Raw genomic sequence first — 25,921 nt, forward strand, 5'->3', positions numbered from 1 at the left:
GGTCAGATCAGGGAGGGAGGACGCCAGAGACTGGCGGGCGCGCCGGTGGCTCGTACGCGCAGGATCGGCGTCGGCGGAGCCGCGCCAGCAGGGGACTCGAACCGCGGCACGCCGATCGGCGGCATCCAGACGGTGGGTGCCGTGCAGGCCTGACCGGTCTTGCAGGCCTGGCCGGTGTGTTCGAAGGTGGCGAGGTCGTTGCAGCAGTCGGGCATTCCATCCGTCTGGGCGGTGACGTCCACCGCGTCGCCAGCGTCCGGCTGCGTCGCCATCATGGCTTGCATCGGGCACGGCGTTTCCTCTGTCTGCGGCGCAGCGAATCCCTGCAAGGGGATCAGCAGACACAGAACGAGGGCTAACAGACGGCGCATGAACGGGATTCTATGTTGAGACACCCCTGGTAGGGTAGCTTTCAAATGCCATGAGGAGCCGCGACCCGTTTTTCGGCGCTGTAGTGAATCTCGATTGTTGCGTGAACGATTTCTTCGTGAACGCCCACTCGCTCGCGCAATTGTTGGGGGAGAGGTCACGGTCATCTGTCACAACACTGAGCGCACAGGCAAATGCCTGTTTCCCCACACGCCACACGTGCAGATCGGTAAGGCGTGTCACGTATTCAGCTGACCCACCTTCAATGGCTTCGCGAATCTCGTCCACCACGGGATGGTCCATTTCCCGATCTAGCAGCACACGGCTGGTTTCGGCCATCAACCCTTTGGCCCAGTAGGCCACCAGCACGGCACCCACGATACCCATCACCGGGTCCAGCCACGACCAGCCATACACCCAGCCACCCACCAGAGCCACAATGGCCAGCACGGACGTGGTGGCGTCTGCGATCACATGCAGGTAGGCCGATTTGAGGTTGAGGTCCGTGCTGGCTTCATGGGCGTGACCACCGCCGTGGCCATGGTGATCATCATGGCCGTGCCCATGATGGTGGGCCTTTCCCAGGATCACCGCGCACACCACATTGACGATCAACCCCAGCACCGCCACGGCGATGGCCTCCTGATACTGGATAGGCTGGGGTGAAAACATCCGCTCCATGGAAGCCACCACCATGAAGACGGCCACCCCCAGCAAGAAAATGGCGCTGGCAAAGCCGCCGAGCACTTCGATTTTCCAGGTGCCGAAAGCAAAGCGGGGGTCGCGTGCATATCGACGGGCTGCTGCATAGGCGAAGGCACTCACACCAATGGCCACGGTGTGTGAGCTCATGTGCCAGCCGTCCGCAAGCAGCGCCATCGAGTTGAACCACCAGCCCGCCACGATCTCGACCACCATCGCCACGGCGGTAATCAACATCACGGCGCGGGTCCCGCGCTCGGCCATCGGGTTGCTCTGGTCGAAGACGTGATGGTGCTGCCAGGGGGAAAGGTCATCGGTTTTCATGGTCGGGGGTGGGTTGTTCAAGGAATCAGTTCCCCATGAAGGTGGCGGCAATGGGTGTTTTCTCATGCTGCCAGTGCAGACAACAGGCAGGTGACCAAAAGGGTTCTGACAAGGGAGCGTGGCGTTTTCAGCATGATCCAGGAAGGTGTTTAGTTTGAATGGCGGGGCGCCGCACTGGTTGAATGAGGCGCCCCTGTTCTCACATGGCGCGTTTGATGTCGGTGTATTCGCCGCGGGTGCGCAATACAAGCTTCACGTCGGCTTTGCCGCGGTTGCGCCAGTACCAGCCGTGGTTGCCGGTGAATGCCGCCACAAGCTGCCCGTCATCCGCAGGCACGTCGCGCCCCTTCTCATAGCTGATGTTTTTTCCGCCACCATCACCGTGGGTGTCAAAGTTGACCCGACCTCCCTGTACCACCCAGGTGTACTCGGCCTTCGCGCCTTCGCTCATGCGCATCTTGATCTCCGTGCCTTCGCCTGGGGTCAGGGTGACAGTCATTTCATCGCGCCACGGGGCCTCTTGAACGGCAGGCTTTGCGTCAGTAGTGACGGCCTGCGTCGGCGCACTGCGGGCGCCCGGCTGGGGTTGCTGCGCTTGGGCCGATGTCACCACGGAATTGCCAGATGCGGCCGCTGTGTCGGCTGCGGCTTCCGCCGCCAACTGGGTCTTGATCTCGCCCATTTCGGTCAGGCGCAGAACGCGGCCCACACCCGTGGGATCAATGCCGTACTCAGACGGCAGCACGACGGCCACAAGAAGGACGACGGCCGAGACCGCAGCCAGAACGGTGGAGCGCAACAACTGCTTGGAGGAAGGCAGCTCAGCGCGCAAAGGTGTTTCACTGTTGTACATGGTTCAGATTCCTTGGGTGTTCAGGACACGAAGTAGCCAGTGAGCTGCATGCCAACAAGAATGAAGCCGGCGCTCATCATGGCGACGTTGGCGGTGTAGGCATTGCGAACGAAACTGGGCGTGCGACGCCAGTAGCTCATGCCGATCAGGATGACAGCCAGAGCCAGCAGCTGCCCGATTTCCACGCCCACGTTGAAGGCGAGCAGGTTGGGCACCAGTCCATCGGCCGAGATCTCGTACTCCAGGATCTTGGTGGACAGACCGAAGCCGTGGAACAGGCCAAACACCAGGGTGGCGATCTTGGTGTTGGGCTGGAACCCCAACCAACGCTGGAAAGCACCGATGTTGTCCAAGGCCTTGTAGACCACGGACAGACCGATGATGGCGTCGATCAGGTAGCTGTTGATCCCGACGTTGAAGTAAACGCCCAGGATCATGGTGGTGGAGTGACCCAGCGCAAACAGGCTCACGTAGATGCCGATGTGCTTGATCCTGTAGAGGAAGAAAATCACTCCGAACAGGAACAGGATGTGGTCGTACCCCGTCATCATGTGCTTGGCACCCAGGTACACGAACGGCAACAGGTTGACGCCCGAGATTTCCTGGATGTAGCCCTTGTCGCCCTCGGTGACCGCATGGGCCAGCGCCTCGGAGGTACCGAGGAGCAGCGAAAGAATGAAAGCAGATAGAAGTAACAGGCTGGTTTGCCAGATCGCCCAGGGCGAACGTGGCAGCCTTTCGTGAAGAAAGCTGTGCATGAAGACTCCGATGGTCTGAAAACAAGATGGCTGCACTCGGCAGCGACTGAATGTCAGGCGTGGGTCTGCGCCATCGGAGGCCGGTCAAGCCGTGATGGCACCATCCTCTCGACCCTGGGTGCGGCGATGGCCTGCCAGTGGGTGGGTCGGGGCATGGGGAGGTTCAGAGCGCCACGCAGCACATATGCCTTGTCGTGCGCGTGGTCTGCGCTGTGTTGCGCATGCTCGGCGCTGGCGGAGTGGTGCACAACGTCTGTGGCCATGTCGTCAGCCGCGTGCTCGTGTAAATGTTCGCAGGCCCCGGCCACGTCGCAATGAGTGCCGTGTTGAACCGAAGTGATCTCAGCCAGGCCGTGGGAGTTCAAGGTGCCCACCGGTGACAGCACGGCGCCGAGCACAAGCGCCATCGCCACGAGCCACCACACGGCAAGCGGCAGGCACGTCCTTGTGGGCAGGGCAGTTTCGCGATGCGTCATGCAGATTGAGGCGGGACCAAGAGTCGGTGAATCGGGATTATAGTATCCCCCCCAGGGGCATAGGATTCATCATGACGGAACATCACACGCACGCTTCGCATCCCGCCATCATCAAGCGGTTGAAGAGGGCCAACGGGCATCTCGCCAGCATCGTTGAAATGATCGAACAAGGGCGCACCTGCCTGGACATCGCCCAGCAGCTGCAGGCCGTGGAGAAGGCAGTCCAGCAGGCCAAGAAGACGCTGATCCAGGACCACCTGGACCATTGCCTGGAAGATATGGTGGGGCCGCTGCCGCGGGGTCAACGTCACTCGATGGAAGAGTTCAGGGAAATCACGCGCTACCTGTAGTGCGCGCCATCGCACTCATCCTTTTCGGATAACCGAGGCCACTGGCATGCTCGACATCCTGGGTCATCGCACCTATCGGCAGCTGTTCGCCGCTCAGGTGATTGCCCTGCTGGGCACCGGGCTGGCCACCGTGGCGCTGGGTCTTCTGGCATTCGACTTGGCTGGCGATGACGCCGGCGTCGTGCTGGGCACGGCATTGGCCATCAAGATGGCGGCGTACGTGGGCGTGGCACCGGTGGCGGCCGCTTTTGTGAACAGCTTTCCGCGCCGCGCTGTGCTGGTGTCTCTGAATCTGGTGCGCGCGGCAGTCGCCCTGTTGCTGCCCTTTGTCACCCAGATCTGGCAGGTGTATGTGCTGATCTTCGTGCTGCAGTCCGCCTCGGCAGCTTTCACACCCACCTTTCAAGCGACCATCCCTGACGTCTTGCTAGCGGAGAAGGACTACACCAAGGCTTTGTCACTCTCCAGGTTGGCGTACGACATGGAGAGCCTGGTCAGTCCGATGTTGGCCGCTGCGCTGCTAACGGTCATCGACTTTCACGACCTGTTTGCTGGAACGGTTGTGGGCTTCCTGGCCTCTGCCGCCTTGGTGTTCTCGGTGGCGTTGCCGAAGAATCTCGCGCTCGAGCGCCGTAGCATCTATGACCGCACCACACGCGGGCTGCGGATCTTTCTGGCGACGCCCCGTTTGCGAGGACTGTTGGCCATCAATGCAGTGGTGGCTGCGGCCGGCTCCATGGTGTTCGTCAACACGGTGGTTATCGTCCAGGCCGACATGGGCCTCACGCAGACATCGGTGGCACTGGCGCTGGCTCTCTTTGGGGCCGGCTCGATGGTGGCAGCGCTGGGCCTGCCGCGCCTGTTGGACAGGCTGTCCGATCGAGTGGCCATGCTCGCCGGTGCGGCCCTACTGGTTGTGGGCCTGGGGGTGGGCACTCAGGTGGCTTCATTCACTGGGACGCTGATGCTGTGGTTTGTGCTTGGGTTGGGCTATTCAACCGCCCAGACGCCCTCGGGCCGCCTCCTGCGGCGCTCGGCCCAGCCGGAGGATCGACCGGCGCTTTTTGCCGCCCAGTTCGCGCTCTCGCACGCATGCTGGCTGATCTTTTACCCACTCGCCGGGTGGTTGGGCGCGCGACTGGGCATACCGCTGACTTATGCCGGCCTGGGTTTGGCCGCGCTGATGGCGGTGCTGTTGGCGCTGCGCATCTGGCCCGCACATGACCCCGATATGATCGAGCACGAACATGCAAATCTGCCCGCAGGGAACGCGCACCTGCACGACGGGGTGCCCGCAGAGAAGGGCCTGCGACGCGCGCATCCCTATGTGGTGGATGACCACCATCCCCGGTGGCCTGGACGGGGCGGCTGATGCCGTGACCTCGCAGCGGCCCTCTGCAATGCTGCTGGTCACCTTGCCGGCCCTGCGTCCGAAAACGATTCACGACTCAGACGTTTGAATGGATCTCGCCAATGGGTGAACGGGGTTTCCACCTCCTACTTCAGCCCACCTGCCAAGATCAGCACGGCTCGCACCGCGACCATTGACTGCGTTTGGCCGCGCCAATGTCGCTTGCCGTCCGGTCTGAGATGCCTCGTTGCGACCAATTCACTGTGCGCTGCCGCACAGTCAGGCAGCGTCGCGTTGGCAATGATCAGTCTCACACAATCTCAGGAGATCGCGATGAAATGCATCAAGCTTGTTCCTTTGCACGCGTTGTGCTTCGCCTCGTTGACCGCTCTCGGTGGTTTGTCGGCTTCTGTACAAGCCCAAACCACACCGGCAACGAGTCCTTCTGTGAGCACGCCCATGGGGGACATGCACAAAGGTGGAGTTGGTGCTGCAGACATGAAAGCTTCCATGATGATGGGCATGGAGGAAATGCAGAAGATGCCGATGACCGGCAACACCGACAAAGACTTCGCAATGATGATGAAAATTCACCACCAGCAAGCCTTGAACATGGCCGAGATGGAGCTCAAGCATGGCAAGTCTCCAGAAATGAAAGCCATGGCCAAGCAAATCATCGCGGCGCAAAAGAAAGAGATTGCACAGTTCGACAAGTGGCTCGCCAAACAGAAGTGAGCGATGGGTGCCTTCAAATAGGAAGCGCTAGGGGAGAAGGGAGAACGACCCTCAGCGTTGACGCGGAAACCGCAGACAAAACGTCGTATTTTCTACTGTCGAGGTGACCGATACGCCGCCGCCATGAGCAAGCATGATGGCCTTGGTAATGGCCAATCCCAAGCCAGCGCCGTCCGATGAAAGATGAGTGCGCGACTTATCTACCCGATAGAAGCGATCAAACAGCCGGGGCAGATCGACGGCTTCAATAGGGTCACCCGTGTTGGTCACACACAAGGCGGTGCTATCGTCTTGGTGGTGAAGGATGAGTTCGACATCAGAGCGCGGATGAGCATGCCGCAGTGCGTTTGAAAGCAGGTTGCTGATGGCCTGCCTGATCATCAGTCGGTCTCCCGCCACTGTGCCCGTTCCAACTACCCGCAGACGAACCTCTTTTTCTTCGGCGATCGCATCGTAGAAATCCAGCAGGCTGGCCACCTCGGCTTCCAGCTCGACATTTTCTCGATTCGGGAGTTGGATGCCATGGTCTGTCTTCGCGAGAAACAGCATATCGGACACCATGCGCGAAAGGCGCTGGAGCTCCTCGGCATTGGAGGCTAGGATGTCGCGATAGGTATCCGGATCACGGCGTTGCGAGAGAGATACCTGGGTCTGGGTCATCAAGTTGGTGATGGGGGTGCGCAGTTCATGCGCGAGGTCGCTTGAGAAGTCCATGAGCTTTGAAAAATCCAGTTCCAGTCGCTCCAGCATCGTGTTGAGACTGTTGGCCAGTTCTTCCATCTCCACAGGCACCGCCTCGATCGGCATCCGCTGGTCAAGTTTATGGGCGGTCACCTTTAGCGCTCGCTCCTTCATGATCCGCAGGGGGGCCAGACCGCGGCGAGCAGCCCACCAACCCAGCAATCCGCTGAGCAGGGTGGCGACCATCGCGTAGACCGCCAACTGCTGGCGCAGCACCTGCATGAAATGGGCGTGGTGCTGCGTGTCCAGCGCCAGTGTCAATCGAATGCGATCACCTGGGTTTCCAACGGCACCAAGCACATAGGCCAAAGGTAGCTCTTTGCTGATGCCGCGCAGTTGACGCTTCCCATCGGTCCAGTCGATCGGCCGGCCATGGGCACTTTGAACAGCAAGATGGCTTGGGAAGGTATTGGTGTCCGGTCCATACATGCGCTCGTTACCACGCGTGATCGCGATAACTAGGCCATGGTGGCTGTCCAGCAGCTCATCGAGCTTCGTGGAGAGCTTCGCTGCATCGGGCGTCTCTTCCACCATCTTCTGAACCAGGTGCACCTTGTCCTCAAGGTAGTGGCGGTCGAGGTCGATGAAGTGAACGTGGGTGGACCAGGCCACCATGACCCCCAGACCCAGGAGAACCGAGGCGGAAACCAGGGTGTACAGAAGAGTCAGGCGTGCTGTGAGGGTCAAGCGCCGGATCATCAGAGGGACTCCGGCCCTTCCAATACGTAGCCCATGCCTCGCACAGTCCGCAACAGGCGGTATTCGAACCCATCGTCCACCTTGGAACGCAGACGGCGCATGGCCACCTCGATGACGTTGGTGTCGCTGTCGAAGTTGACGTCCCATACATGAGAAGCAATCAACGAGCGAGGCAACACTTCACCGGCTCGGCGCATCAATAACTCCAGCAAACCGAACTCCTTGGCGGTCAAGTCGATGCGCTTACCTGCGCGAATAGCCCGGCGGCGCAGCAAGTCCAGCTTCAGATCCGCGACCTGCAGGGAGGTCGGTTCCATTCCAGAGCGCCCCCGGCGCAGAAGGGTGCGCACTCGAGCCAGAAGCTCGGAGAACGAAAACGGCTTGACCAGATAGTCATCCGCACCCAGATCCAGCCCCTTGACGCGGTCATCGACATAATCCTTGGCGGTCAGCAACAACACCGGCATCTCGCGGCCCTGCGCACGCAGACCCTTGAGAATTTTCCAGCCGTCAATTCCGGGAAGCATGACGTCCAGGATGACGAGGTCGTGATCGCCCTCCAGAGCATGGTGCAGCCCGTCAACCCCATTAGTGAGCCATTCAACGGCGTGGCCGGCCTCGCGCAACCCCAGGCGGAGGTAGTCGCCAGTTTTGGGTTCGTCTTCGACAATCAGAATTTTCATGTGCACTCCGATTCAACATTTTCGCTTCCAGCGGCTGTACGGAACCGTACCTGACAACTATGTAATGTGACAGAAAGGTTTGCGACGGGGGGCCTCTTGCAAACTGCGTGCAGCGTGAACCGGTTGAAAAGGATCAGTGATTCATCGACTTTATCCCCCCTCGGTACTGCGAGCCATTGCGATGGGTGCGCTGGCCCTCCCCTTGTTCGAGTCTGCCCGGATAGCACCGGCACCCGCCGAGAAGAATTGGCGTGAAGCCAACGACGCCGTGGGGCAGGTCAAACGTGGACATGCAGAAATTCTCAAATGGGAAAGAGAAACCGCACCCAATGTGCAACGTCCGGAACAGGCGGCCTCTGGTCTGAGCTTGATGTGCTCAAAAGACCCTATGCGCCAAGCTTGGCGGGCACACCGCGAACTGGTCAAGCCCATGGACCGGAAAGTGCAGACACGGCGCCCGCCAATGGGGCTGCCACGAAGCACTGATCAAATTTTTCTACTCCCTCCATCAACCCAACCAACCGATAGGAACCTCTGTCATGCGCATCACTCAAACTTTTATCGTGGCCGCAATTCTTGCCGCCTCAACCGCCTCCTTCGCCCACGGCGATGAAAAGCACCCCAAAGGAAATGCTCCTGTGAAAATGGAGCAAAAAGCATGGGGCATCGCCGGACAGCCGAATGCTGTCAAACGCACCGTGGAGATCGGCATGACGGACAACATGCGCTTCACACCCGATTTCATCGAGGTCAAGCAAGGTGAAACGATCAAGTTCGTGCATGTCAACAATGGCAAGGTGATGCACGAGTTTGTTCTGGGAACGAAAAAGGAGCTCGATGAGCACGCCGCAATGATGAAGAAATTCCCCGGTATGGAGCACGATGAGCCCTACATGGCCCACGTGGCAGCAGGCAAAAAAGGGGAGATCATCTGGAGCTTCAACAAGGTCGGCGAGTTTGACTTCGCCTGCCTGCTGCCTGGCCACTACGAGGCCGGCATGGTGGGCAAGATCAAGGTCGTTGCCAAGTAGTCCCTCGGGACATCTCTATCAAGGAAGGACATCATGAGCAGATACTCCCAAACGGTGGCGCAGCTTCTCGCCGCTGCAGCGCTTTCACTGTCTTTGCCCGCCATGGCACAGATGACCATGGATCACAGCAAGATGGGCATGGCTCAAGCCACGACAGGCGCGGCGGCCGCACCGGGGCTGACCGACGGCGAAGTTCGCAAGATTGACAAGGAAAACGGCAAGATCACGATCAAGCATGGCGAAATCAAGCACATGGACATGCCCCCGATGACCATGGTCTTCAACGCAAAGGACAAAGCCATGCTGGACAAGGTTCAGGTGGGCGAGAAGATCCAGTTCATCGTCATCCAGGACGCCGGAAAGATGGTCGTGACCGACATCCAGCCAGGCAAGTGAGCTGACACGCACACTCAACGCCATCTCTCGTACAGGGCTCGGTTTTGCAACCTAGCCCTGTACTATTTTTGGTTCTAGGGACGCCCTCGCATGTGGTGTGGCTTGAGATGCCATGTGATGCGACATCGTGAGAGAAGTTTTCTGCGACCATGAGCGAGGCTTCGTCCAACAATGAGCCTGTCCGTAGGCCCTATCACCTGGAGACGCAAATGACACCTGCAACTCAGCCGCAAAGAGCAACGCTCTACCGCATGGTCATGGACAAGCACGTGTGCCCCTATGGCCTGAAGGCGAAGGATCTTCTGCACCGCAAAGGGTTCGAGGTGGAAGACAAGTGGCTGACCACTGAGCAGGCGACAGAAACCTTCAAAGCCAAGCATGGCGTGAAAACCACGCCGCAGGCTTTCATTGAAGGGAAACGGGTCGGCGGATACGACGACCTTCGCCGCCACTTTGGGATGACTGTCGCAGACCCGAAGGCCACGACCTACCGCCCAGTCCTCACGCTCTTCTGTATGACGGCGTTGATGGCCCTCGCGGTGAGCTACGCGGTTTTCGATAGCCCCTTCACGATCCGAGCAGCGGAGTGGTTTGTTGCCTTCAGCATGGCTGCGTTGGCACTGCTCAAGCTTCAGAACGTCGAGAGCTTCGCGACGATGTTCCTGAACTACGACTTGTTGGCTCGGCGATGGGTGCCGTATTCCTATATCTATCCGTTCGCGGAGGGCCTGGCCGGGGTCTTGATGATCGCGGGTGCGTTGAACTGGTTGTCGATCCCAGTGGCCCTCTTTATTGGAACAGTTGGCGCCGTCTCCGTTATCAAGGCCGTCTACATTGACCGACGCGAGTTGAAGTGCGCCTGCGTCGGCGGTGCCAGCAATGTTCCGCTGGGCTTCGTGTCACTCACCGAAAACCTTTTGATGATCGGTATGGGCCTGTGGATGGCCTTCTATTATCAAGCGCCGCTATGACCGTGTAGGCTCCAGCAGGCTGTATCTCGGGGCAATGCCGAGATCAGAGGCTGAGAGTGACCTGCTGATGACACGGTACGGTGTGGGCGAAACTCAGTGCCAGATTGTGTGCGGCTGAATCTCTTCGTCGCCTCCTGACTTTGCGCTGGCCAAGATGTAATGCACTCGCAAGCTGTGGGTCAGGGGCATATCACTACATTGAGTCCGTACGCTGTACCACATCGATTCAGTTGAACTGATGTGATTTTTGTTCTCAAAGGAGACCTCCATGATTCGCAAGCTCAGCATCCTCGTCCTTTCACTGGCCGCACTGGCCCCTGCATTCGCCATGGACGCAGCCCAGTCCGAGGCCAAGCAAGTCATTGCATTGCAAAACGGCGAAAAGCTTTATGTCTTCAAGGACGGCTTGATGGCCAAGGAAAGCAAGTTTGGACGTGTGCTTCACCTCAGCAAGGGTGAAGTCGTCCAGACGGCCGACGGCAAAAGCATCACAACGACGGGCAACGAAGTCGCGCGTCTGCACGTCCTGCTGAACAAAGGCCACCAGAATTAAAGCTGGGCCACTTGCACTCTTGCGGTCCAGTTTTCTCTGATTTCGAGACCGTCGTCCAAGAGCTTCTTGCCAGCAATGGCGAGAAGCTCTTTTCAGTTGGATGCCTGAGCCTTCGTCAACCGTTCTTGAAGACCGATGCTGACCTCATACTCATCGTCAACACGGCGAACATGGGTGATAGCAGGTAGCCGGTGAAGGGGGTGGAACAAGGCTGCGGCCTACGAAATTCCCACACCTATCCTTCACTTTCAAAGAGGCAACAGCTTGAAGCCAGCGTCTCACAAGCAGTCTGAGTTTCCTAGTTTCCCTTTGCTGGATGCGTGCGCCCGTCGCTAGGTCATCCTCCTGAGGTGACTGCCCGGTTGTTGGTTGTACGAACCCCGGATGGTCGCCTCATCAATGAAGGTGGCGAGCCAGCTGAAGCCTTGCGAGCATGTGCACGTTCCACTCCGCGGGGCCTCCACTCTCCAATGCGAACTGGCGCGTGCGATCGACGACAACATTGGGTCCTTGGGCGAACCCTGTCGGCGTGGCAAACAACGTCGACACCCGGCCACCGTCTTCTACGGCCTGCAGGACGTTGCCTACGTCGGCGACCTCCGGACCTGCGAGCCAATCGCAGAGCCACTTGTCGATGATGCCCCACTCAACGTATGTCACAACACCTTCGGCGTCTTGGGCGACACGAGAGACGACACACAAGCAGCCGCTGTGCTTTCTCTCCTCCATCACACGTCGGAACCCCTCCGGCAATGCAACTCCGCCCTTACCTGCGACTGCATCGCGCGAAGGCACCTCGTTCCACTTAGGCTTCTTCATTTGATTCTTCTCCTCAATCGCGGGCATCGTCGTGAGGTCCTCTCACCAGGGGGCCATGGCATCGGCGGATATTCGTCCGTTCACTACTACAACTGCATGCAGCGTGTCAGTATGTCCGATTCAGCGTGCGCAATGGCTGGCACCTATCCCCGAGGGCATGGTATCGCCCGGCGGGGATGACGTCCACCTTCGTGAGTCCTTCAGGCGGCCCGAGTGGTTTGTCAATGAATTCCGGCCGCTGCTCCTGTCAGTCCGCGAATTTGGAGTGACTGCGCATCGTTGGTTTTGAGCCAACCTCAACTTTAGGCCTTGCAGCATGGGGGTAGCTTTCTTTAGCGACATCAAGTGCTAGGAGCTTCCGAGGTATGCCGAAGACATCGGCGGTGTGTTGACCTTGCGGACCAACGTCATTCTTCCCGGATCGCTGCACCGCGTAGGCGCAAGGCGTTGCCGATCACCGACGCAGAGCTCAGGCTCATGGCCAGCGCGGCGATCATGGGCGACAGCAACCAGCCCGTGAACGGGTACAGCAGGCCTGCGGCCAGCGGAATGCCCAGGGCGTTGTAGAGGAAGGCGAACGCCAGGTTCTGCTTCATGTTGGCCACGGTCGCGACCGAGAGCGCGCGGGCCGTGGCGATGCCGCGCAGGTCGCCTTTGACCAGGGTGAGCTGGGCGCTGTTCATCGCCACGTCGGTGCCCGTGCCCATGGCGATGCCCACATCGGCGCGGGCCAGGGCCGGCGCGTCGTTGATGCCGTCGCCAGCCATGGCCACCACGCGGCCTTGCGCCTGGAGTTGCTCCACCAGCTGGAGCTTGTCGGCGGGTTTCACTTCGCCGTGGATCTCATCGATGCCCAAGCGCTGGCCGACCGCGCGCGCGGTGGTCAGGCCATCGCCTGTGGCCATGATCACGCGAATGTTCGCGCGGCTCAGTGACTTCAGCGCATCCGCAGTGGTGGCTTTGACTGGGTCCGACACGGCCAACAGACCGGCCAATGCCTGGTCCACCGCCAGGTGCATGACGCTGGCACCCTGGGCTCGCAGCGCTTCGGCCTCGGCGGCCAGGGGCGAGACGTCCACCCCCACCTGTTGCATCAGCGCGGTGTTGCCCAGGGCCAGGCCCTTGCCATTCACCACGCCCCGCACGCCGATGCCGGACTCGGAGTCGAACTGCTCGGGCTTGTCCAGTGCCAGGCCCTCTTCCTTCGCGGCGGCCACGATGGCGTGGGCCAGCGGGTGTTCGCTGCCCTGGTCCAGGCTGGCGGCGAGGCGCAGCACCTCATCCTCGGAGAAGCCGCCATGGCCCACGGCGCGTTCGAAGCTCGGGCGGCCTTCCGTGAGGGTGCCTGTCTTGTCGACGATCAGCGTGTCCACCTTGCGCAGGTTCTCGATGGCCGCGGCGTCGCGGAACAGCACCCCGTGGGTGGCGCCGCGCCCGGTCGCCACCATGATGGACATGGGCGTGGCCAGGCCCAGCGCACAGGGGCAGGCAATGATGAGCACGGCCACCGCATTGATGAGGGCATAGACCCAGCTCGGCTCCGGCCCGAACAGGCCCCAGCCGAAGAAGGTGAGCAGCGCCGCCGCCACGACGCCCATCACGAAGTAGCCCGCCACCTGGTCCGCCATGCGCTGCATGGGCGCGCGCGAGCGCTGAGCCAGGGCGACCATCTGCACGATCTGCGAGAGCACGGTGTCCGAGCCCACGTGCTCGGAGCGCATCACCAGGGCACCGCTGGTGTTGAGCGTGGCGCCGATCAGTTTGTCGCCGGCCTGCTTGCTCACCGGCAAGGGCTCGCCGGTGAGCATGGATTCATCGACCGAGCTGCGGCCCTCGACCACTATGCCGTCGGTGGGCACCTTCTCGCCGGGGCGCACGCGCAGCAGGTCGCCCACGTGCACGTGGGCCAGCGGCACGTCTTCCTCCTGCCCTTGGGCCGTGATGCGCCGCGCGGTCTTGGGCGCCAGGCCCAGCAGCGCGCGGATGGCGGCCGAGGTCTGTGACCGCGCCTTGAGTTCCAGCAGCTGGCCCAGCAGGGTCAGCGAGATGATCACCGCCGCCGCCTCGAAGTAGACCGCGACGCGTCCCATCGACACAAAGGAGTCGGGGAACACCTGCGGCGCCACCGTGGCCACCACGCTGTAGACGAACGCCGCGCCGGTGCCCAGCGCGATCAGCGTCCACATGTTGGGGCTGCGGTTCATCACCGACTGCGCGCCGCGCACGAAGAACGGCCAGCCGGCCCACAGCACGATCGGCACGGTCAACACCAGTTCGATCCAGCTCTGTGTGGCCATGTCGAACCAGCCGAGGTTGTGGCCGAACATCGCCAGCACGGTGACCACCACCGTGAGGGGCAAAGTCCACCAAAAGCGACGCTGGAAGTCCGCCAGCTCGGGGTTCTCGTCGGCCTCGAGTTCGGGCATGAGCGGCTCCAGCGACATGCCGCATTTGGGGCAGTTGCCGGGGTGGTCCTGCCGGATCTCCGGGTGCATGGGACAGGTGTAGACCGTGCCGGGCTTGCCCTGCGGAGCGGGCGTTGGGGCTGCGTGACGCTCCGCCGCGTTTTTAACAAACCGCTCGGGTTCGGCTGCAAACCGGGTCTGGCACTTCGCACTGCAGAAATAGTACGGTCGCCCCGCGTGCTCGAGGTGGTGTGGCGACTTCTCGGTGACGGCCATCCCGCACACCGGATCTTTCAGTCCGGTTGCCGGGTGAGGCGTTTTGGACGCGCCGTGGTGGTGGTCCGCATGGTTGTGTTGTGCTTGTGTGTCCATGTCTTTCCCTTCTTGGAAGTTACGAAACCCCGTGGCCCTGATCACCATCTTCCGCCAAATTGTCGCGAGAGGCATTGCTGTGAGTTGAGGAAAGGATGAGCCTTGACACCATGGGAAGGTCAAGATGTGTGAACGGGCTTTCTCTCGGTTCGCTAGGCCTAGGGGTCACTCAGGTTCGGTGAGCGTCTAGCCCGTCCTGCGCGATTTTTGGTGATGCGTTGCAGTCGACCTTACGTAGTACTAGATCACGCTCTTCACGACACTGACGCATATCTCTGCGATAATTCCATTATTATTGAATGATTGATTTAATTTCCAACGGAGAACCACATGAAGGTTGGCATCAACGGCATGGGCCGCATCGGGCGACTGGCGCTGCGCGCCGCCATGGGGGCCGCAGAGCGCCAAAACGACGATCCACGGGCAGGCAACCGGCTGGAGGTGGTGCACCTCAACGAGCTCAAGGGCGGGGCCGCAGCCACCGCGCACCTGCTGGCGTTCGACAGCGTGCAGGGCAAATGGCGGGCCGACATCGCCGCCGAGAGCGAACACGCCATCCGCGTCGATGGGCAGCAAATGTCGTTCAGCGCCCACGGCACGGCGGCAGAAATTCCCTGGGGCGATCTGGGCGTGGACCTGGTGCTGGAGTGCACCGGAAAATTCCTCACGCCCGAAACGATCCAGGGCCATCTGGACCGCGGCGCAAAACGCGTGATCGTGGCCGCGCCCGTGAAGGTGGGCGGCGTGCTCAACATCGTCGTGGGCGTGAACCACACGCAGTACGAACCCGCGCGCGACCGCATCGTGACCGCCGCGTCGTGCACCACCAACTGCCTCGCACCCGTGGTGCAGGTGGTGCACGAGTCGATCGGCATCCGCCACGGCCAGATCACCACGCTGCACAACCCGACCAACACCAACCTGGTGGTGGACGCGCCGCACAAGGACCTGCGCCGCGCCCGCAGCGCGCTGATGAGCCTGGCGCCCACGACCACCGGCAGCGCCACCGCGATCGCGTTGATCTACCCCGAACTCAAGGGCAAGCTCAACGGCCACGCGGTGCGCGTGCCTGCGCTCAACGCGTCGCTCACGGACTGCGTGTTCGAACTCAAGCGCGAGACCACGGCCGAGGAGGTGAACGCGCTGTTCGCCAACGCGGCAAAAGGCTCGCTGGCGGGCATCCTGGGTTATGAGACGCGGCCTTTGGTCAGTGCCGACTACGCGCGCGACACGCGCAGCTCCATCGTGGATGCCCTCTCCACGATGGTGACCGACGGCACGCTGCTCAAGGTCTACGCCTGGTACGACAACGAGATGGGCTACGCCTGTCGCATGGTCGACCTAGCCTGCCACATGCGCGACGTGGGTATCTGACATGCAGCAACACGCCGCCCGCAACTACGCCATCGTCACCGCCGCTTACTGGGGTTTCACGCTCACCGACGGCGCGTTGCGCATGCTGGTGCTGCTGCACTTCTACAAGCTCGGCTATTCGCCGTTCGCGCTCGCGTTCCTCTTCCTGCTGTATGAAGCGGCGGGCGTGCTGGCCAATCTGATCGGCGGCTGGCTTGCCACGCGCTACGGGATCACGCGCATGCTCACCGTGGGCCTGGTCACGCAGATTATCGGATTCACGCTGCTCTCGATGCTCGATCCGGCGTGGACCGCCGCCATGTCGGTGGCCTGGGTGGTTCTGGCCCAAGGCATTTGCGGTGTGGCGAAGGATTTGACCAAGACCGCGAGCAAGTCGGCGATCAAGGTCACGGCCTCGCAAGCCAAAGAGCAGGGTTCGAGCCAGCTGTTCAAGTGGGTGGCGTGGTTCACGGGCAGCAAGAACGCAATGAAGGGCGTGGGCTTCTTCTTGGGTGGCCTGCTGCTGGAGGCCCTCGGATTTCAGGCGTCACTGTGGTGCATGGCGGGCCTGCTTGCGCTCGTGCTGATCGGTGTGATCAGTTCGTTGCCTGCCATGATGGGCAAGAGCAAGGCGTCCAAGTCAGCAAAAGAGTTGTTCGCGAAGAACGCGGGCATCAACGCCCTGGCTGCGGCGCGCGTCGTGCTGTTCGGTGCACGCGACGTGTGGTTCGTGGTGGGCGTGCCGGTGTTCCTGTATTCACAGGGTTGGACCTTCACCATGGTGGGCGGCTTTCTCGCCGCCTGGACGATCGGCTACGGCATGGTGCAGGCGCTCGCGCCGCAACTGGTGCGCCGCAGCGCCGATGGCCTGAGTGCCGAAGTGCCTGCCGCGCGCCTGTGGTCGGCCTTGCTGGCGCTGGTGCCCATCGGCATCGCCGTGGCGGTCTACCTGCAGGTGCCGAACCTGGAGTGGGTGGTGGTCGGTGGCCTGGGCCTGTTCGGCTTCGCCTTCGCCGTCAACTCGTCGGTGCACTCCTACCTGATCCTGGCGTACGCCGGTTCGGAAAAGGCCGCCGAGGACGTGGGCTTCTACTACGCCGCCAACGCGCTGGGGCGTTTCATGGGCACGCTCATGTCCGGATTGCTGTACCAGTGGGGGGGCCTGCTGTACGCGTTGACGGGCTCTGCCGTGATGCTGGTGATCTGCTGGCTGCTCACCCTGTTACTCCCCGTAAGGAAGCAGGTTGATGTCCTTGCAAAGAACGAAAGACTGAATCATGGATGAAGCCGACGTCGTGCGCGCCCTCGGAGCGCTCGCGCAGGAAACGCGCCTGCGCATCTTCCGCCTGCTGGTGGTGGCCGGACCTCAAGGGGTCTCGCCCGGCCAGATGGCCGAGGCGCTGGGATGCTCTCCCACCACGCTCTCGTTCCACCTCAAGGAGCTGGTGCATGCCGGCTTGGCCGGCAGCGAGCGAGATGGCCGTCACCTGATCTACCGCGCCAGCATTCCGCAGATGAACGGATTGCTGGGTTTTCTCACCGCGCATTGCTGCGAAGGGCAGCCCTGCGAAGTCAATCAGGTCGTTTGTACCGACTGCCCCTGAACATCCACGCGGAAAGACTCCCATGCTGAAACCCATCTACAACGTCTTGTTCATCTGCACCGGCAACTCGGCGCGCAGCATCATGGCCGAAGCCATCCTGAACCAGCTCGGTGCAGGCCGCTTCCGTGCGTACAGCGCGGGGAGTCATGCGGCCGGTGCTGTCAATCCGAACGCGATCGAACTCCTGGAGCGCAGCCATCTGCGAGGTTCAATACATCCCCTACCTATTTGGCCAAAGCAGTGCGTAGCGTTTTTTTGACGCTGTGCGCCCAACTCGCACCCTGCCGAAGTGTTGCGATCGTGGCGGTAGGCACCTGCGCGAAGAAAAGTGACTCGTCTAAGTCGCAGAGTTCAAGGACGTACTTGAGCCGGTGCTCTCTCAGTCGACGTTCTCCCCGCGTGACCGAGCCGCTTTCACCCGTGTGTCCAAAAAACTCAGCAGCCTCGCGCAGATGGTCTAAAAACCTAGATTCAAGAGCCGGAATCGCGCGGCTGAAGCGAGAGCGTAGTCTCTCATCAGCAGCATCCTTAGAGACGACGAATCCCCATGGCCTCGAGCCTGAGGCAATGTCAACGCATATGGCCTCCGTTCGAGTCAGTCCAAAGTCTCTTGCAATGCGGAGACGATGAGCTACGCCAGGATCCAGACGAGCGATTATGTCTATCGCCTCGAAGGCTCTTTTCCTTTCTCCGCGAATTGGAAGCACGAACGTGCCCAAGAGATTCCGTGCAATCGCGTCACCTTGGCTCGCTGCCAGCGTCATCCAATGCATGCCAGCCTCAAACGCCTCGATGTCCAGCGCCGATTTCAATATTGATGCTCCCAGTTGACGTTGCGCGCAGGGGTCCCCACTTGAAGCAGCCTTCTCCAGGAAGAATCTGGCAGCTTGTGGGTTGGCAACAGACCCCTGGCCATACGCGTGTACGCGATAGAGGAGCAACCATGCCTCCTTTATCCCCGCATCTGCAGCGCGAAAGAGAAGGGCTGTTCCGCCCCGGACGTTTCGCTTTGGAGTCAAACTTGCAGACCACGCAAACACCGAATCAATGCCGCAAAGGGCGCGACCCAAGACCAAGGCGGCAGATGAGTTTCCCCGCTTCACGCAGTCTTCCAGCATCGACTGCAGTCGACCACTATCCATCTGCGGCAACGTCATGCGCTGGTTTTGGGTTGCGACCAGCGCAATGCACACAGCATCACAGAGTTCCGGGGTTTGTTCCACTTCCATTGAAACCGCGTATTCCATGACACGAGCAGCAACATCCAGGTCGCCATTCCTTACAGCCGACGACAGTGCTTGAGCCATCGTTCCACTAGCGTCTATCTCAGGGAGAGAGGCAAGTGTGGACATGGCGACCTTCATTGAGTCTTCTTTGCCGCCCGATAGCGCGTTCATTGCTGCTGCTGCATGTTGGCATCCGTCTGCGCTCGCTTGGGCCCAAAGACGGTAAAAGGAATCCACCTCTCTATGTGTCAACGCGCGCCAAAAGCCTAGTTTGAGACGCGCGGAAGTTGCACCACCGTTTGCTGCTGATGTAAGCACAACGACAAGACCCCGTCGGACCAGTTCGCTCAGCGGCAGCGCGTCAGCGATGATTCTTGCCGACAGCCCAGAGTCCGCTAAAGAGGGATGTGAAAGGTACTTGAGTCCGAGGTCAATGTACTTCGAGAACCCATCAGTGCCCAGCAAGTAGCGTTGCCCTAGTTCGCAAAGAGCATTGCGATCGCCTTGTTTCGCAAGTGCCAGAAGCTGTACGTCTTGTCGTCGCATTCTTTCCCGTGGAGTTAGATGGTCTCCCTTTCTCATGTCGCACCATTGCGGACACCTGTGACCATGCACGAGAAAATTTATCTGTGAGGTGGTTTCCAAACCGTGGCTTGCTCATTACGGATGAGTCAGGAGGCTGTTACGTGACCCGCGTCATGTTGGTCTGAGCATCGCTATTCCGTTGGAGCTCATACCTTTACGTCATAAAGAGCTCTGTTGAGACGCACGTGGCGCTGACTACTGCGCGATTCAAGTGCAGATTTCTAACGATAAGGTGACTTCATTTTAACCAAGACGCAAGCATCTAGAAACTAGGCTCTCAATAGATTCCTCTTGCGACGTTGCGCACCTTCGAGCGGTGACGCCAGGAGGTACCACGTCCGTTGAAGAACGGGATTGGCTTGCGCGAGATGACTCGCCTGAGTGCTCGTTTGCTCTACGTCGCCTCCCCCCTGCGAACACGACATTGTTCTTAACCACCTCATTTGTACTTCCGTGGCTACGGTGGAAGGTGTTGAGCTTGAAGGCGTCGCAGAGTCCGACTATGCGATGAGACCAGCATGCCGCTTTGGAATTCGAAGAAATTTCAATCAAAATTGAAGACAAGTGCCGCTTCTAGCCGCCGGCTTGGGAGTGCTCTGACGAGCCATCGCGAGTTGGAAGCACATTCAACTTTGCAACGCCTCATGGTCGTGTTACGACCATTACTCATTCCCATGGCATGCATGCTGGCCTTGCTGTGGGTATCCCGTTTCGCCATGTCTTTCTGGCAGGCGAGTCGGATTTCGGAGGCTGACGCGTGGAGGCACCTCCTGCTTGAGGGACTTAGATTCGACCTAGTTCTTGTTGGCATGGTTTGGGTTTTTCCCGCAACTGCAACACCTTGGATGGCGCTGTATCGCGGCAGCCGTGTTTGGTGGTCGGCCTTCCTGCGCTACTACGGCGGAGTGGCGGTGCTGCTGGTGGCTTTCATGGAACTGGCCACACCAGCCTTCATTGGTCAGTACGACAGCCGCCCCAACTACCTCTTTGTCGAGTACCTCGCCTATGGAAAGGAAGTGGGTGGCACGCTGTTAAAGGACTATTGGCCACATCTGCTTTTCACCGCAGTCCTTCTCCCCCTTCTGGCATTGGTTTACTGGCGGATGAGCAAACCCATACGTGCCTCCGCTCAGCTGCGCCTATGGCAAGCGCCGTTGCTCTCGGTCCTGCTCTTTGCAGTGTTGGCGGTAAGCGCTCGGGGAGCCCTTGGCCACCGAGCGGCCAACCCGGCGAGTGCTGCAGTGACGACCGACCACCTGGTCAACGAGCTTCCACTGAGCTCCCTCTACACAGTCAGCTATGCGATTTATCAGTCAAGAAAGGCTGAAGAAGGTGGCATCACGTACGCGGAGATTCCCGAGTCAAAGGTCATAGAAATCGTTCGCCGTGAAACAGGCCTTCCCTCGACTGCATTTCGAGACCCTTCGGTGCCGTTGCGCCATCAGATAGCGAGCTTGCAGCCGCGAGAGCGGCCGCTAAACCTTGTGCTTATCCTGGAGGAGAGCCTCGGTGGCGAGTTCGTGGGGAGGCTTGGAGGTCTTCCCCTCACTCCCAACCTTGACCGCCTAGCGGATGAGGGCATTTGGTTTGAAAACCTTTACGCAACAGGAACTCGCTCAGTGCGGGGGATTGAAGCAGTGGTGGCTGGCTTCCCACCGACGGCTGCGGTAAGCACCGTGAAGTTGGCAAAGTCCCAACGTGACTTCTTTACCCTCGCCGGATTCTTGAAGCCGCATGGCTACACGTCGACGTTCTTCTACGGTGGCGAGTCGCATTTTGACAATATGCGAAGCTACTTCATGGGCAACGGCTTTGACCGTGTAGTAGAGCAAAAGGACATGCCGAAGAGCGCGTTCATAGGTACTTGGGGCGCATCCGATGGTGACCTTTTCGAACTCGCTCACCGGCAATTTACTCAGCAGCCTAAGGACAAGCCATTCTTCGGTCTGGTGCTCAGCTCCTCAAATCACTCGCCATTCGAGTTTCCGGACGGCAACTTCGACTTGTATGAGGAACCAAGAAGCACGGTCAACAACGCTGTGAAGTATGCGGACCATGCACTTGGACGCTTCTTCGAGAAGGCCAAGTCTTCTGAGTACTGGCAAAACACACTTTTCCTCGTGGTGGCTGACCACAACTCTAGAGTGTATGGACCATCCGTGATACCAGTCGAACGCTTTCACATCCCAGGTCTCATTCTTGGAGGCGCGATTCGCTCGCCGGAACGCATCGCGTCCATCGCAAGTCAGATAGACCTTGCACCTACCCTGGTATCGTTGATGGGTCTGAGCGGGGAGAGTCCCTGGATGGGCCGGGATATGAGTGACCCAGCTCAACGCGCGCGAGTGGGTCGAGCCATTCTGCAGTTCGACAAGATTCAGGCATACATGGAGGGCGACCGCCTGGCAGTTTTGCAGCCAGACCGTCCGGCCAGGGTCATGCGCTACGCCAAAGGGGTGTTGAGTGATTTGCCAGAAGGCGACCCAGGACTGGTGGAGACCGCACAAGCGCATGCTCGATACGCCCAATGGGCATATCAACGTCAATGGCATCGCTGAGCCGAGATGGAGATGTCTCGCGGGTACGCTGACTCTGCGGGGAGCTTCAGGCGTTGTTCGCAAAGCACGATATGGCGCACTGGGCGTCACTCATGGACCGCATTGACTATAAGTAGTACAACCTGAAGCGCCTCGGGCGTACCGGCCATTGTTCTCCTCAGGGGTTCGCGCCCGTTCTCCGACGCGATGCCTAAGGCGCTTCTCTTTCATGCGCGAGCCTTTAGCGTGAGCTGCACACAGCTAATTGCTCCGGTCCGCCACAGAACTCTCTGCCTCTAGAACGTGTGCCGCCTTGACTTTTGTTAGGGCTAGAGCACTGCAATCTCGTGCATAGATTTCTTGGCTGTGATGAGCGCGAGTGCGGCGAGCCCGTGGACGCCAGCATACAGATGGCGCCTCCTGTAGGAGAAATCACTTGCGATTTTTTCTGCAACTCGGGGCCGACATGCTTCATTCCTTTTGTGCCCATAGCCTACGTATCGCACCAAGTTTTCTTGCAGCCAGTGGCTGCGACGAGAGCAGTTGGAGGTGCGTACCAAACCTAAACTAGGAGCAATCAATATGAACAGGAAAATGCTGACGCTCGCTGCGCTGGCAGCCATGTCTACTGTCGCAAGCGCCCAATCTTCTGTGACGCTGTTTGGCGTTGTCGACGCTGCGGTGCGTTCGGTGAAGAACGGATCTGCCGGATCGCAAACTCAACTTGCTTCTGGCGACAACATGACCAGTCGCTGGGGTCTGCGCGGCGTGGAGGACCTCGGTGGCGGTCTGAGAGCCAGCTTCCACCTCGAATCACAGTTCGCCGTGGACACGGGTACAGCGGACCCCGCAAAGTTCTTTGGCCGCCGTTCGACGGTGAGTCTGAGCGGTGGATTCGGTGAAGTCCGACTGGGTCGCGACTACACCCCCACTTTCATGAACGGCCTGGGCGACGAATTTGGAATCGTGGGTATTGGCTCACGCGGCATCTTCCTCTATGGAGCTGGCTCGAACCTGGGCAGCGTGGCCAGCACGGTTCTCCGTGCGGACAATGCAATTAGCTACCTGCTGCCCGCTATGGGTGGCGTGTATGGCCAGATTCAAGTCGCACCAAGCGAAGGAATTGCGGGCAACCGCTATACGGGCGGTGGGCTCGGATACAAGAACTCGGCGATGGACGTTGGTGTGGCATACGGTGTCACCGATGTCGGAACGCCTTCTGACTTCAAACACTACAACGTCAAGTTCAACTACATGTTTGGTTTTGCAACGTTGCACACGCTGTATGACGTGAAGACCTGGGGTGGCCGCAAGACGCAGGACATCTCCATCGGCGCCAGCGTTCCTGTTGCCACCGGCACCATCCGCGTTGGCTACACACGCGCCAATCGCTCGGGTGGTCCAGTGGGCTCTGGCTATGCAGACGGCGACGACAGCAGTCGTCTGGCAATCGGCTATGTGCACGACCTGTCGAAGCGTACGGCACTCTACTGTTGATTCATTTCCAAAACTGGGCCAATTTGGGACGCATTCACGTTGAAATTTGAGCCACGTTGCGGCTCTATCCTGCTGAATTTTTCAGCACGGGGGAGCAGGAGTGATCAACGTGAGCACATTGAGCAAGTTGCGCCGCCTCGTGCTGAGGCAGGACGTGTCAGTGCGCGAGGCCAGCCGGCGGCTGGGCATCTCGCGCAACACAGCCACCAAGTGGCTCAAAGAGGGTCAGATGGCCGAGCCCCGGTACCCGCAGCGGGTGGCGGGGGCGAGCATTCTGGACCCTTACAGGGAGCAGTTGAGCCAGTGGCTCAAGGCCGATAGCCACCGCAGCAAACGCGAGCGGCGCGGGATCAAGGCGATGTTTGAAGCGCTGCGCGCGCAGGGGTATGGCGGCAGCCGAGGGCCGGTGTACACCTTTGCCAAGCGCTGGCAGCAAGAGCAAGGCAACGCGGCACGCGGCGCGGGGTTTGTGCCGCTGAGTTTCGAGCTGGGAGAGGCGTTCCAGTTCGACTGGAGCTGCGAGTACCTCTTCATTGGCGGGCTGCGCCGGCGCCTGGAGGTGGCACACACCAAGCTGGCTGCCAGCCGCGCCTTCTGCCTGGTGGCGTACTACAGCCAAGCGCACGAGATGCTGTTCGATGCGCATGCCCGCGCCTTTGCTCTCTTCGGTGGCGTGCCCCGGCGGGGCATTTACGACAACATGAAGACCGCTGTGGACAAGGTCGGCCAGGGCAAGCAGCGCAGCGTCAATGCGCGTTTCGAGGCCATGACCGGGCACTACCTGTTCGAGCCGGAGTTCTGCAACCGCGCCGCCGGCTGGGAGAAGGGGGTTGTGGAGAAGAACGTGCAGGATCGACGCAAGGACATCTGGCGCGAAGCCAGTGAGCGGCGTTGGGGGACGCTGAGCGAGCTCAACAACTGGCTGGAACAGGCGTGTGTGAAGGCCTGGAGTGAGATGACCCACCCCGAATGGGCGCAGCTCACGCTGGCCGACGTCTGGCAGGACGAACGTGCTCGCCTCATGCCCAACCCGCGTGCCTTTGATGGCTATGTGGAGCAGCCGGTGCGGGTATCAGCCACGTCGCTGATCCACTTCCAGCGCAACCGCTACAGCGTGCCGTGTGAATGGATTCACGCGGTGGTCAGCCTGAGGGCCTACCCGGATAGCCTGCTGATAGTCGGGCCTGACGGGCGCCAGGTGCACCTGGCGCGCAGTTTCGAGCGCGATCAAACGCTCTACGACTGGATGCACTACATCGCGCTCATCGAACGCAAGCCAGGCGCGCTGCGCAACGGCGCGCCCTTCAAGACCATGCCCGAGCCGCTGCAGGAGCTGCAGCGCCAGCTGCTGCGCCACAACGGGGGCGACAGGGTGATGGCGCAGGTGCTCATGGGGGTGAGCCTGCACGGGCTGGAGGCCGTGCTGGTGGCCGTGGAGCTGGCGCTACAGTCCGGCCGGGTGAGTGCCGAGCACGTGCTCAACGTGCTCTCACGCCTGAAGGAGCAGCGCACCCCTGAGTCGCCGGTGGCCACCCTGCTCACGCTCAACACCCCGCCACTGGCCAACCTGCAGCGCTACGACGCACTACGCCACGCCCACCCCGAGGCAACATCGGAGTCCGGCCATGCATGACGTCATTGATGCCCTCAAGGCGTTGGGCCTGCACGGCATGGCCAGTGCCTGGCCTGAGGTGCTGGGCACCGCCCGCATGAAGTCGCTCGATCATGAAGCTGTGTTGCACCAGCTCATCAAGGCCGAGACCGCGCAGCGCGAGGTGCGCTCCATGGCCTACCAGATGCGCGTGGCGCGATTCCCCTCCCACCGCGATCTTGCCGGCTTTGACTTTGCCCACGCGCAACTCGATGAAGCGCTAGTGCGGCAACTGCACACACTTCGTTTCCTGGAGTCGGCGCACAACGTGGTGCTGGTCGGTGGCCCCGGCACAGGAAAGACGCATCTGGCCACGAGCCTAGGGATCGAGGCCATCCGCATGCATGGCAAGCGGGTGCGCTTCTTCTCCACCGTGGAGCTGGTCAATGCCCTGGAGTTGGAGAAGGCGCAGAACAAGACCGGTCAACTGGCGCACCGTCTGATGTACGTCGATCTGGTGATCCTGGATGAACTGGGCTACTTGCCGTTCACGCAGTCGGGTGGTGCCATGCTGTTCCACCTGCTCTCCAAGCTGTACGAGCGAACAAGCGTGGTGATCACCACCAACCTCACCTTCTCGGAATGGAGCAGCGTCTTTGGCGACGCCAAGATGACCACCGCTTTGCTCGACCGTCTCACGCACCACTGCCACATCGTGGAGACGGGCAATGAGAGCTGGCGATTCAAGCACTCCAGTGCCGCTGGCGCGGCACCACCCAAGCAACGCACCAAAACTCAGAAAGGAGATCGAAAAACAGCAGACCCTATAGACTTATCCACAACCGAATAGCCAGAAAGTCCATCAAACCAGTGGCTCAATATTCGACGTGATCACTGGCTCAGTTGTGCTGATGAATCAACACCTACAGGGGCTTTATCG

23 protein-coding genes and 2 pseudogenes are annotated in these 25,921 nt (G+C 60.3%); 15 read left to right on the forward strand and 10 right to left on the reverse strand.

Annotated features, from left to right (window positions below):
- Nucleotides 1-2: 2 nt before the first annotated feature.
- The 5 genes and pseudogenes from ABSY19_RS05960 to ABSY19_RS05980 all read right to left on the reverse strand — a co-directional run bounded on the left by ABSY19_RS05960 (nt 3) and on the right by ABSY19_RS05980 (nt 3,482).
- Nucleotides 3-371 (reverse strand): hypothetical protein, encoded by a 369-nt coding sequence (locus tag ABSY19_RS05960; RefSeq protein WP_382160095.1) that lies wholly within the window; start codon nt 369-371, stop codon nt 3-5.
- Nucleotides 372-412: 41 nt separating this feature from the next.
- A pseudogene (dmeF, locus tag ABSY19_RS05965) lies at nt 413-1,395 on the reverse strand (CDF family Co(II)/Ni(II) efflux transporter DmeF).
- Between the two features lie 199 nt (nt 1,396-1,594).
- Nucleotides 1,595-2,248, reverse strand: a complete 654-nt coding sequence (locus tag ABSY19_RS05970; RefSeq protein WP_382160096.1) for a transmembrane anchor protein — start codon at nt 2,246-2,248, stop codon at nt 1,595-1,597.
- 20 nt (nt 2,249-2,268) lie between these two features.
- Nucleotides 2,269-3,006, reverse strand: a complete 738-nt coding sequence (locus ABSY19_RS05975) for a HupE/UreJ family protein (RefSeq protein WP_382160098.1) — start codon at nt 3,004-3,006, stop codon at nt 2,269-2,271.
- A gap of 53 nt (nt 3,007-3,059) precedes the next feature.
- Complete coding sequence (locus tag ABSY19_RS05980) at nt 3,060-3,482, reverse strand: hypothetical protein (RefSeq protein WP_382160100.1); 423 nt, start codon at nt 3,480-3,482, stop codon at nt 3,060-3,062.
- A gap of 71 nt (nt 3,483-3,553) precedes the next feature.
- Here ABSY19_RS05980 and ABSY19_RS05985 point away from each other — a divergent pair, with 71 nt between their 5' ends.
- From ABSY19_RS05985 to ABSY19_RS05995, 3 genes are all read left to right on the forward strand, one after another.
- Entirely contained in the window at nt 3,554-3,832 is a 279-nt protein-coding gene (locus tag ABSY19_RS05985) for a metal-sensing transcriptional repressor (RefSeq protein ID WP_382160103.1), read from the forward strand.
- 46 nt (nt 3,833-3,878) lie between these two features.
- Nucleotides 3,879-5,204 carry an MFS transporter gene (locus ABSY19_RS05990; RefSeq protein ID WP_382160105.1) on the forward strand — a complete coding sequence of 442 codons (1,326 nt, stop codon included), beginning with the start codon at nt 3,879-3,881 and terminating at the stop codon, nt 5,202-5,204.
- A 312-nt stretch (nt 5,205-5,516) separates the two neighbouring features.
- Nucleotides 5,517-5,918, forward strand: a complete 402-nt coding sequence (locus ABSY19_RS05995) for a DUF305 domain-containing protein (RefSeq protein ID WP_310309652.1) — start codon at nt 5,517-5,519, stop codon at nt 5,916-5,918.
- A gap of 51 nt (nt 5,919-5,969) precedes the next feature.
- On the opposite strand, the gene ABSY19_RS06000 is transcribed toward ABSY19_RS05995, so the two are convergent.
- Nucleotides 5,970-7,358, reverse strand: coding sequence for a heavy metal sensor histidine kinase (locus tag ABSY19_RS06000; protein ID WP_382160108.1), 1,389 nt, complete (start codon nt 7,356-7,358; stop codon nt 5,970-5,972).
- A complete protein-coding gene (locus ABSY19_RS06005) occupies nt 7,358-8,041 on the reverse strand; it encodes a heavy metal response regulator transcription factor (RefSeq protein WP_382160111.1) in 684 nt (227 codons plus the stop codon). Before ABSY19_RS06005 ends, ABSY19_RS06000 begins: the two co-directional genes overlap by 1 nt.
- A 539-nt stretch (nt 8,042-8,580) precedes the next feature.
- Here ABSY19_RS06005 and ABSY19_RS06010 point away from each other — a divergent pair.
- The 4 genes from ABSY19_RS06010 (at nt 8,581) to ABSY19_RS06025 (ending at nt 10,992) form a co-directional block, all read left to right on the forward strand.
- A complete protein-coding gene (locus ABSY19_RS06010; RefSeq protein WP_382160113.1) occupies nt 8,581-9,072 on the forward strand; it encodes a plastocyanin/azurin family copper-binding protein in 492 nt (163 codons plus the stop codon).
- Between the two features lie 33 nt (nt 9,073-9,105).
- Nucleotides 9,106-9,468: a copper-binding protein gene (locus ABSY19_RS06015; protein WP_382160115.1), complete on the forward strand. Its 363-nt coding sequence runs from the start codon at nt 9,106-9,108 to the stop codon at nt 9,466-9,468.
- 209 nt (nt 9,469-9,677) lie between these two features.
- Nucleotides 9,678-10,439, forward strand: a complete 762-nt coding sequence (locus ABSY19_RS06020) for a MauE/DoxX family redox-associated membrane protein (RefSeq protein WP_382160118.1) — start codon at nt 9,678-9,680, stop codon at nt 10,437-10,439.
- Nucleotides 10,440-10,707: 268 nt separating this feature from the next.
- Nucleotides 10,708-10,992, forward strand: coding sequence for a CopK family periplasmic copper-binding protein (locus tag ABSY19_RS06025; protein ID WP_382160120.1), 285 nt, complete (start codon nt 10,708-10,710; stop codon nt 10,990-10,992).
- 396 nt (nt 10,993-11,388) lie between these two features.
- Here the strand turns inward: ABSY19_RS06025 and ABSY19_RS06030 are convergent, their stop codons facing one another.
- Nucleotides 11,389-11,838: a hypothetical protein gene (locus tag ABSY19_RS06030; RefSeq protein WP_382160123.1), complete on the reverse strand. Its 450-nt coding sequence runs from the start codon at nt 11,836-11,838 to the stop codon at nt 11,389-11,391.
- 380 nt (nt 11,839-12,218) lie between these two features.
- Nucleotides 12,219-14,588, reverse strand: coding sequence for a heavy metal translocating P-type ATPase (locus ABSY19_RS06035; protein WP_382160126.1), 2,370 nt, complete (start codon nt 14,586-14,588; stop codon nt 12,219-12,221).
- 330 nt (nt 14,589-14,918) lie between these two features.
- On the opposite strand from ABSY19_RS06035, the gene ABSY19_RS06040 reads away from it, so the two are divergent.
- The 4 genes and pseudogenes from ABSY19_RS06040 to ABSY19_RS06055 form a co-directional block, all read left to right on the forward strand.
- Nucleotides 14,919-15,962 (forward strand): ArsJ-associated glyceraldehyde-3-phosphate dehydrogenase, encoded by a 1,044-nt coding sequence (locus ABSY19_RS06040; RefSeq protein WP_382160129.1) that lies wholly within the window; start codon nt 14,919-14,921, stop codon nt 15,960-15,962.
- A 1-nt stretch (nt 15,963) separates the two neighbouring features.
- Nucleotides 15,964-17,226: an organoarsenical effux MFS transporter ArsJ gene (arsJ, locus tag ABSY19_RS06045; RefSeq protein ID WP_382160132.1), complete on the forward strand. Its 1,263-nt coding sequence runs from the start codon at nt 15,964-15,966 to the stop codon at nt 17,224-17,226.
- Nucleotides 17,219-17,545: a helix-turn-helix transcriptional regulator gene (locus ABSY19_RS06050; protein ID WP_159597241.1), complete on the forward strand. Its 327-nt coding sequence runs from the start codon at nt 17,219-17,221 to the stop codon at nt 17,543-17,545. The genes arsJ and ABSY19_RS06050 overlap by 8 nt, the downstream gene beginning before the upstream one ends.
- 22 nt (nt 17,546-17,567) lie before the next feature.
- Nucleotides 17,568-17,747, forward strand: a pseudogene (locus ABSY19_RS06055) (arsenate reductase ArsC); the annotation flags it as partial.
- A 22-nt stretch (nt 17,748-17,769) separates the two neighbouring features.
- Here the strand turns inward: ABSY19_RS06055 and ABSY19_RS06060 are convergent.
- Entirely contained in the window at nt 17,770-19,317 is a 1,548-nt protein-coding gene (locus ABSY19_RS06060) for a tetratricopeptide repeat protein (protein ID WP_382160135.1), read from the reverse strand.
- A 557-nt stretch (nt 19,318-19,874) separates the two neighbouring features.
- On the opposite strand from ABSY19_RS06060, the gene ABSY19_RS06065 reads away from it, so the two are divergent.
- The 4 genes from ABSY19_RS06065 (at nt 19,875) to istB (ending at nt 25,831) form a co-directional block, all read left to right on the forward strand.
- Nucleotides 19,875-21,914, forward strand: a complete 2,040-nt coding sequence (locus ABSY19_RS06065; RefSeq protein ID WP_382160138.1) for an LTA synthase family protein — start codon at nt 19,875-19,877, stop codon at nt 21,912-21,914.
- Nucleotides 21,915-22,475: 561 nt separating this feature from the next.
- On the forward strand, nt 22,476-23,390 hold the full coding sequence (locus tag ABSY19_RS06070; protein WP_382160141.1) for a porin: 915 nt from the start codon (nt 22,476-22,478) through the stop codon (nt 23,388-23,390).
- 109 nt (nt 23,391-23,499) lie between these two features.
- Nucleotides 23,500-25,023 carry an IS21 family transposase gene (istA, locus tag ABSY19_RS06075; RefSeq protein ID WP_382160144.1) on the forward strand — a complete coding sequence of 508 codons (1,524 nt, stop codon included), beginning with the start codon at nt 23,500-23,502 and terminating at the stop codon, nt 25,021-25,023.
- Nucleotides 25,016-25,831 carry an IS21-like element helper ATPase IstB gene (gene istB / locus ABSY19_RS06080; protein WP_382160147.1) on the forward strand — a complete coding sequence of 272 codons (816 nt, stop codon included), beginning with the start codon at nt 25,016-25,018 and terminating at the stop codon, nt 25,829-25,831. The genes istA and istB overlap by 8 nt, the downstream gene beginning before the upstream one ends.
- Nucleotides 25,832-25,921: the final 90 nt, after the last annotated feature.

Source organism: Hydrogenophaga sp. ANAO-22 (assembly GCF_042466645.1).
Lineage (GTDB): Bacteria > Pseudomonadota > Gammaproteobacteria > Burkholderiales > Burkholderiaceae_C > Hydrogenophaga.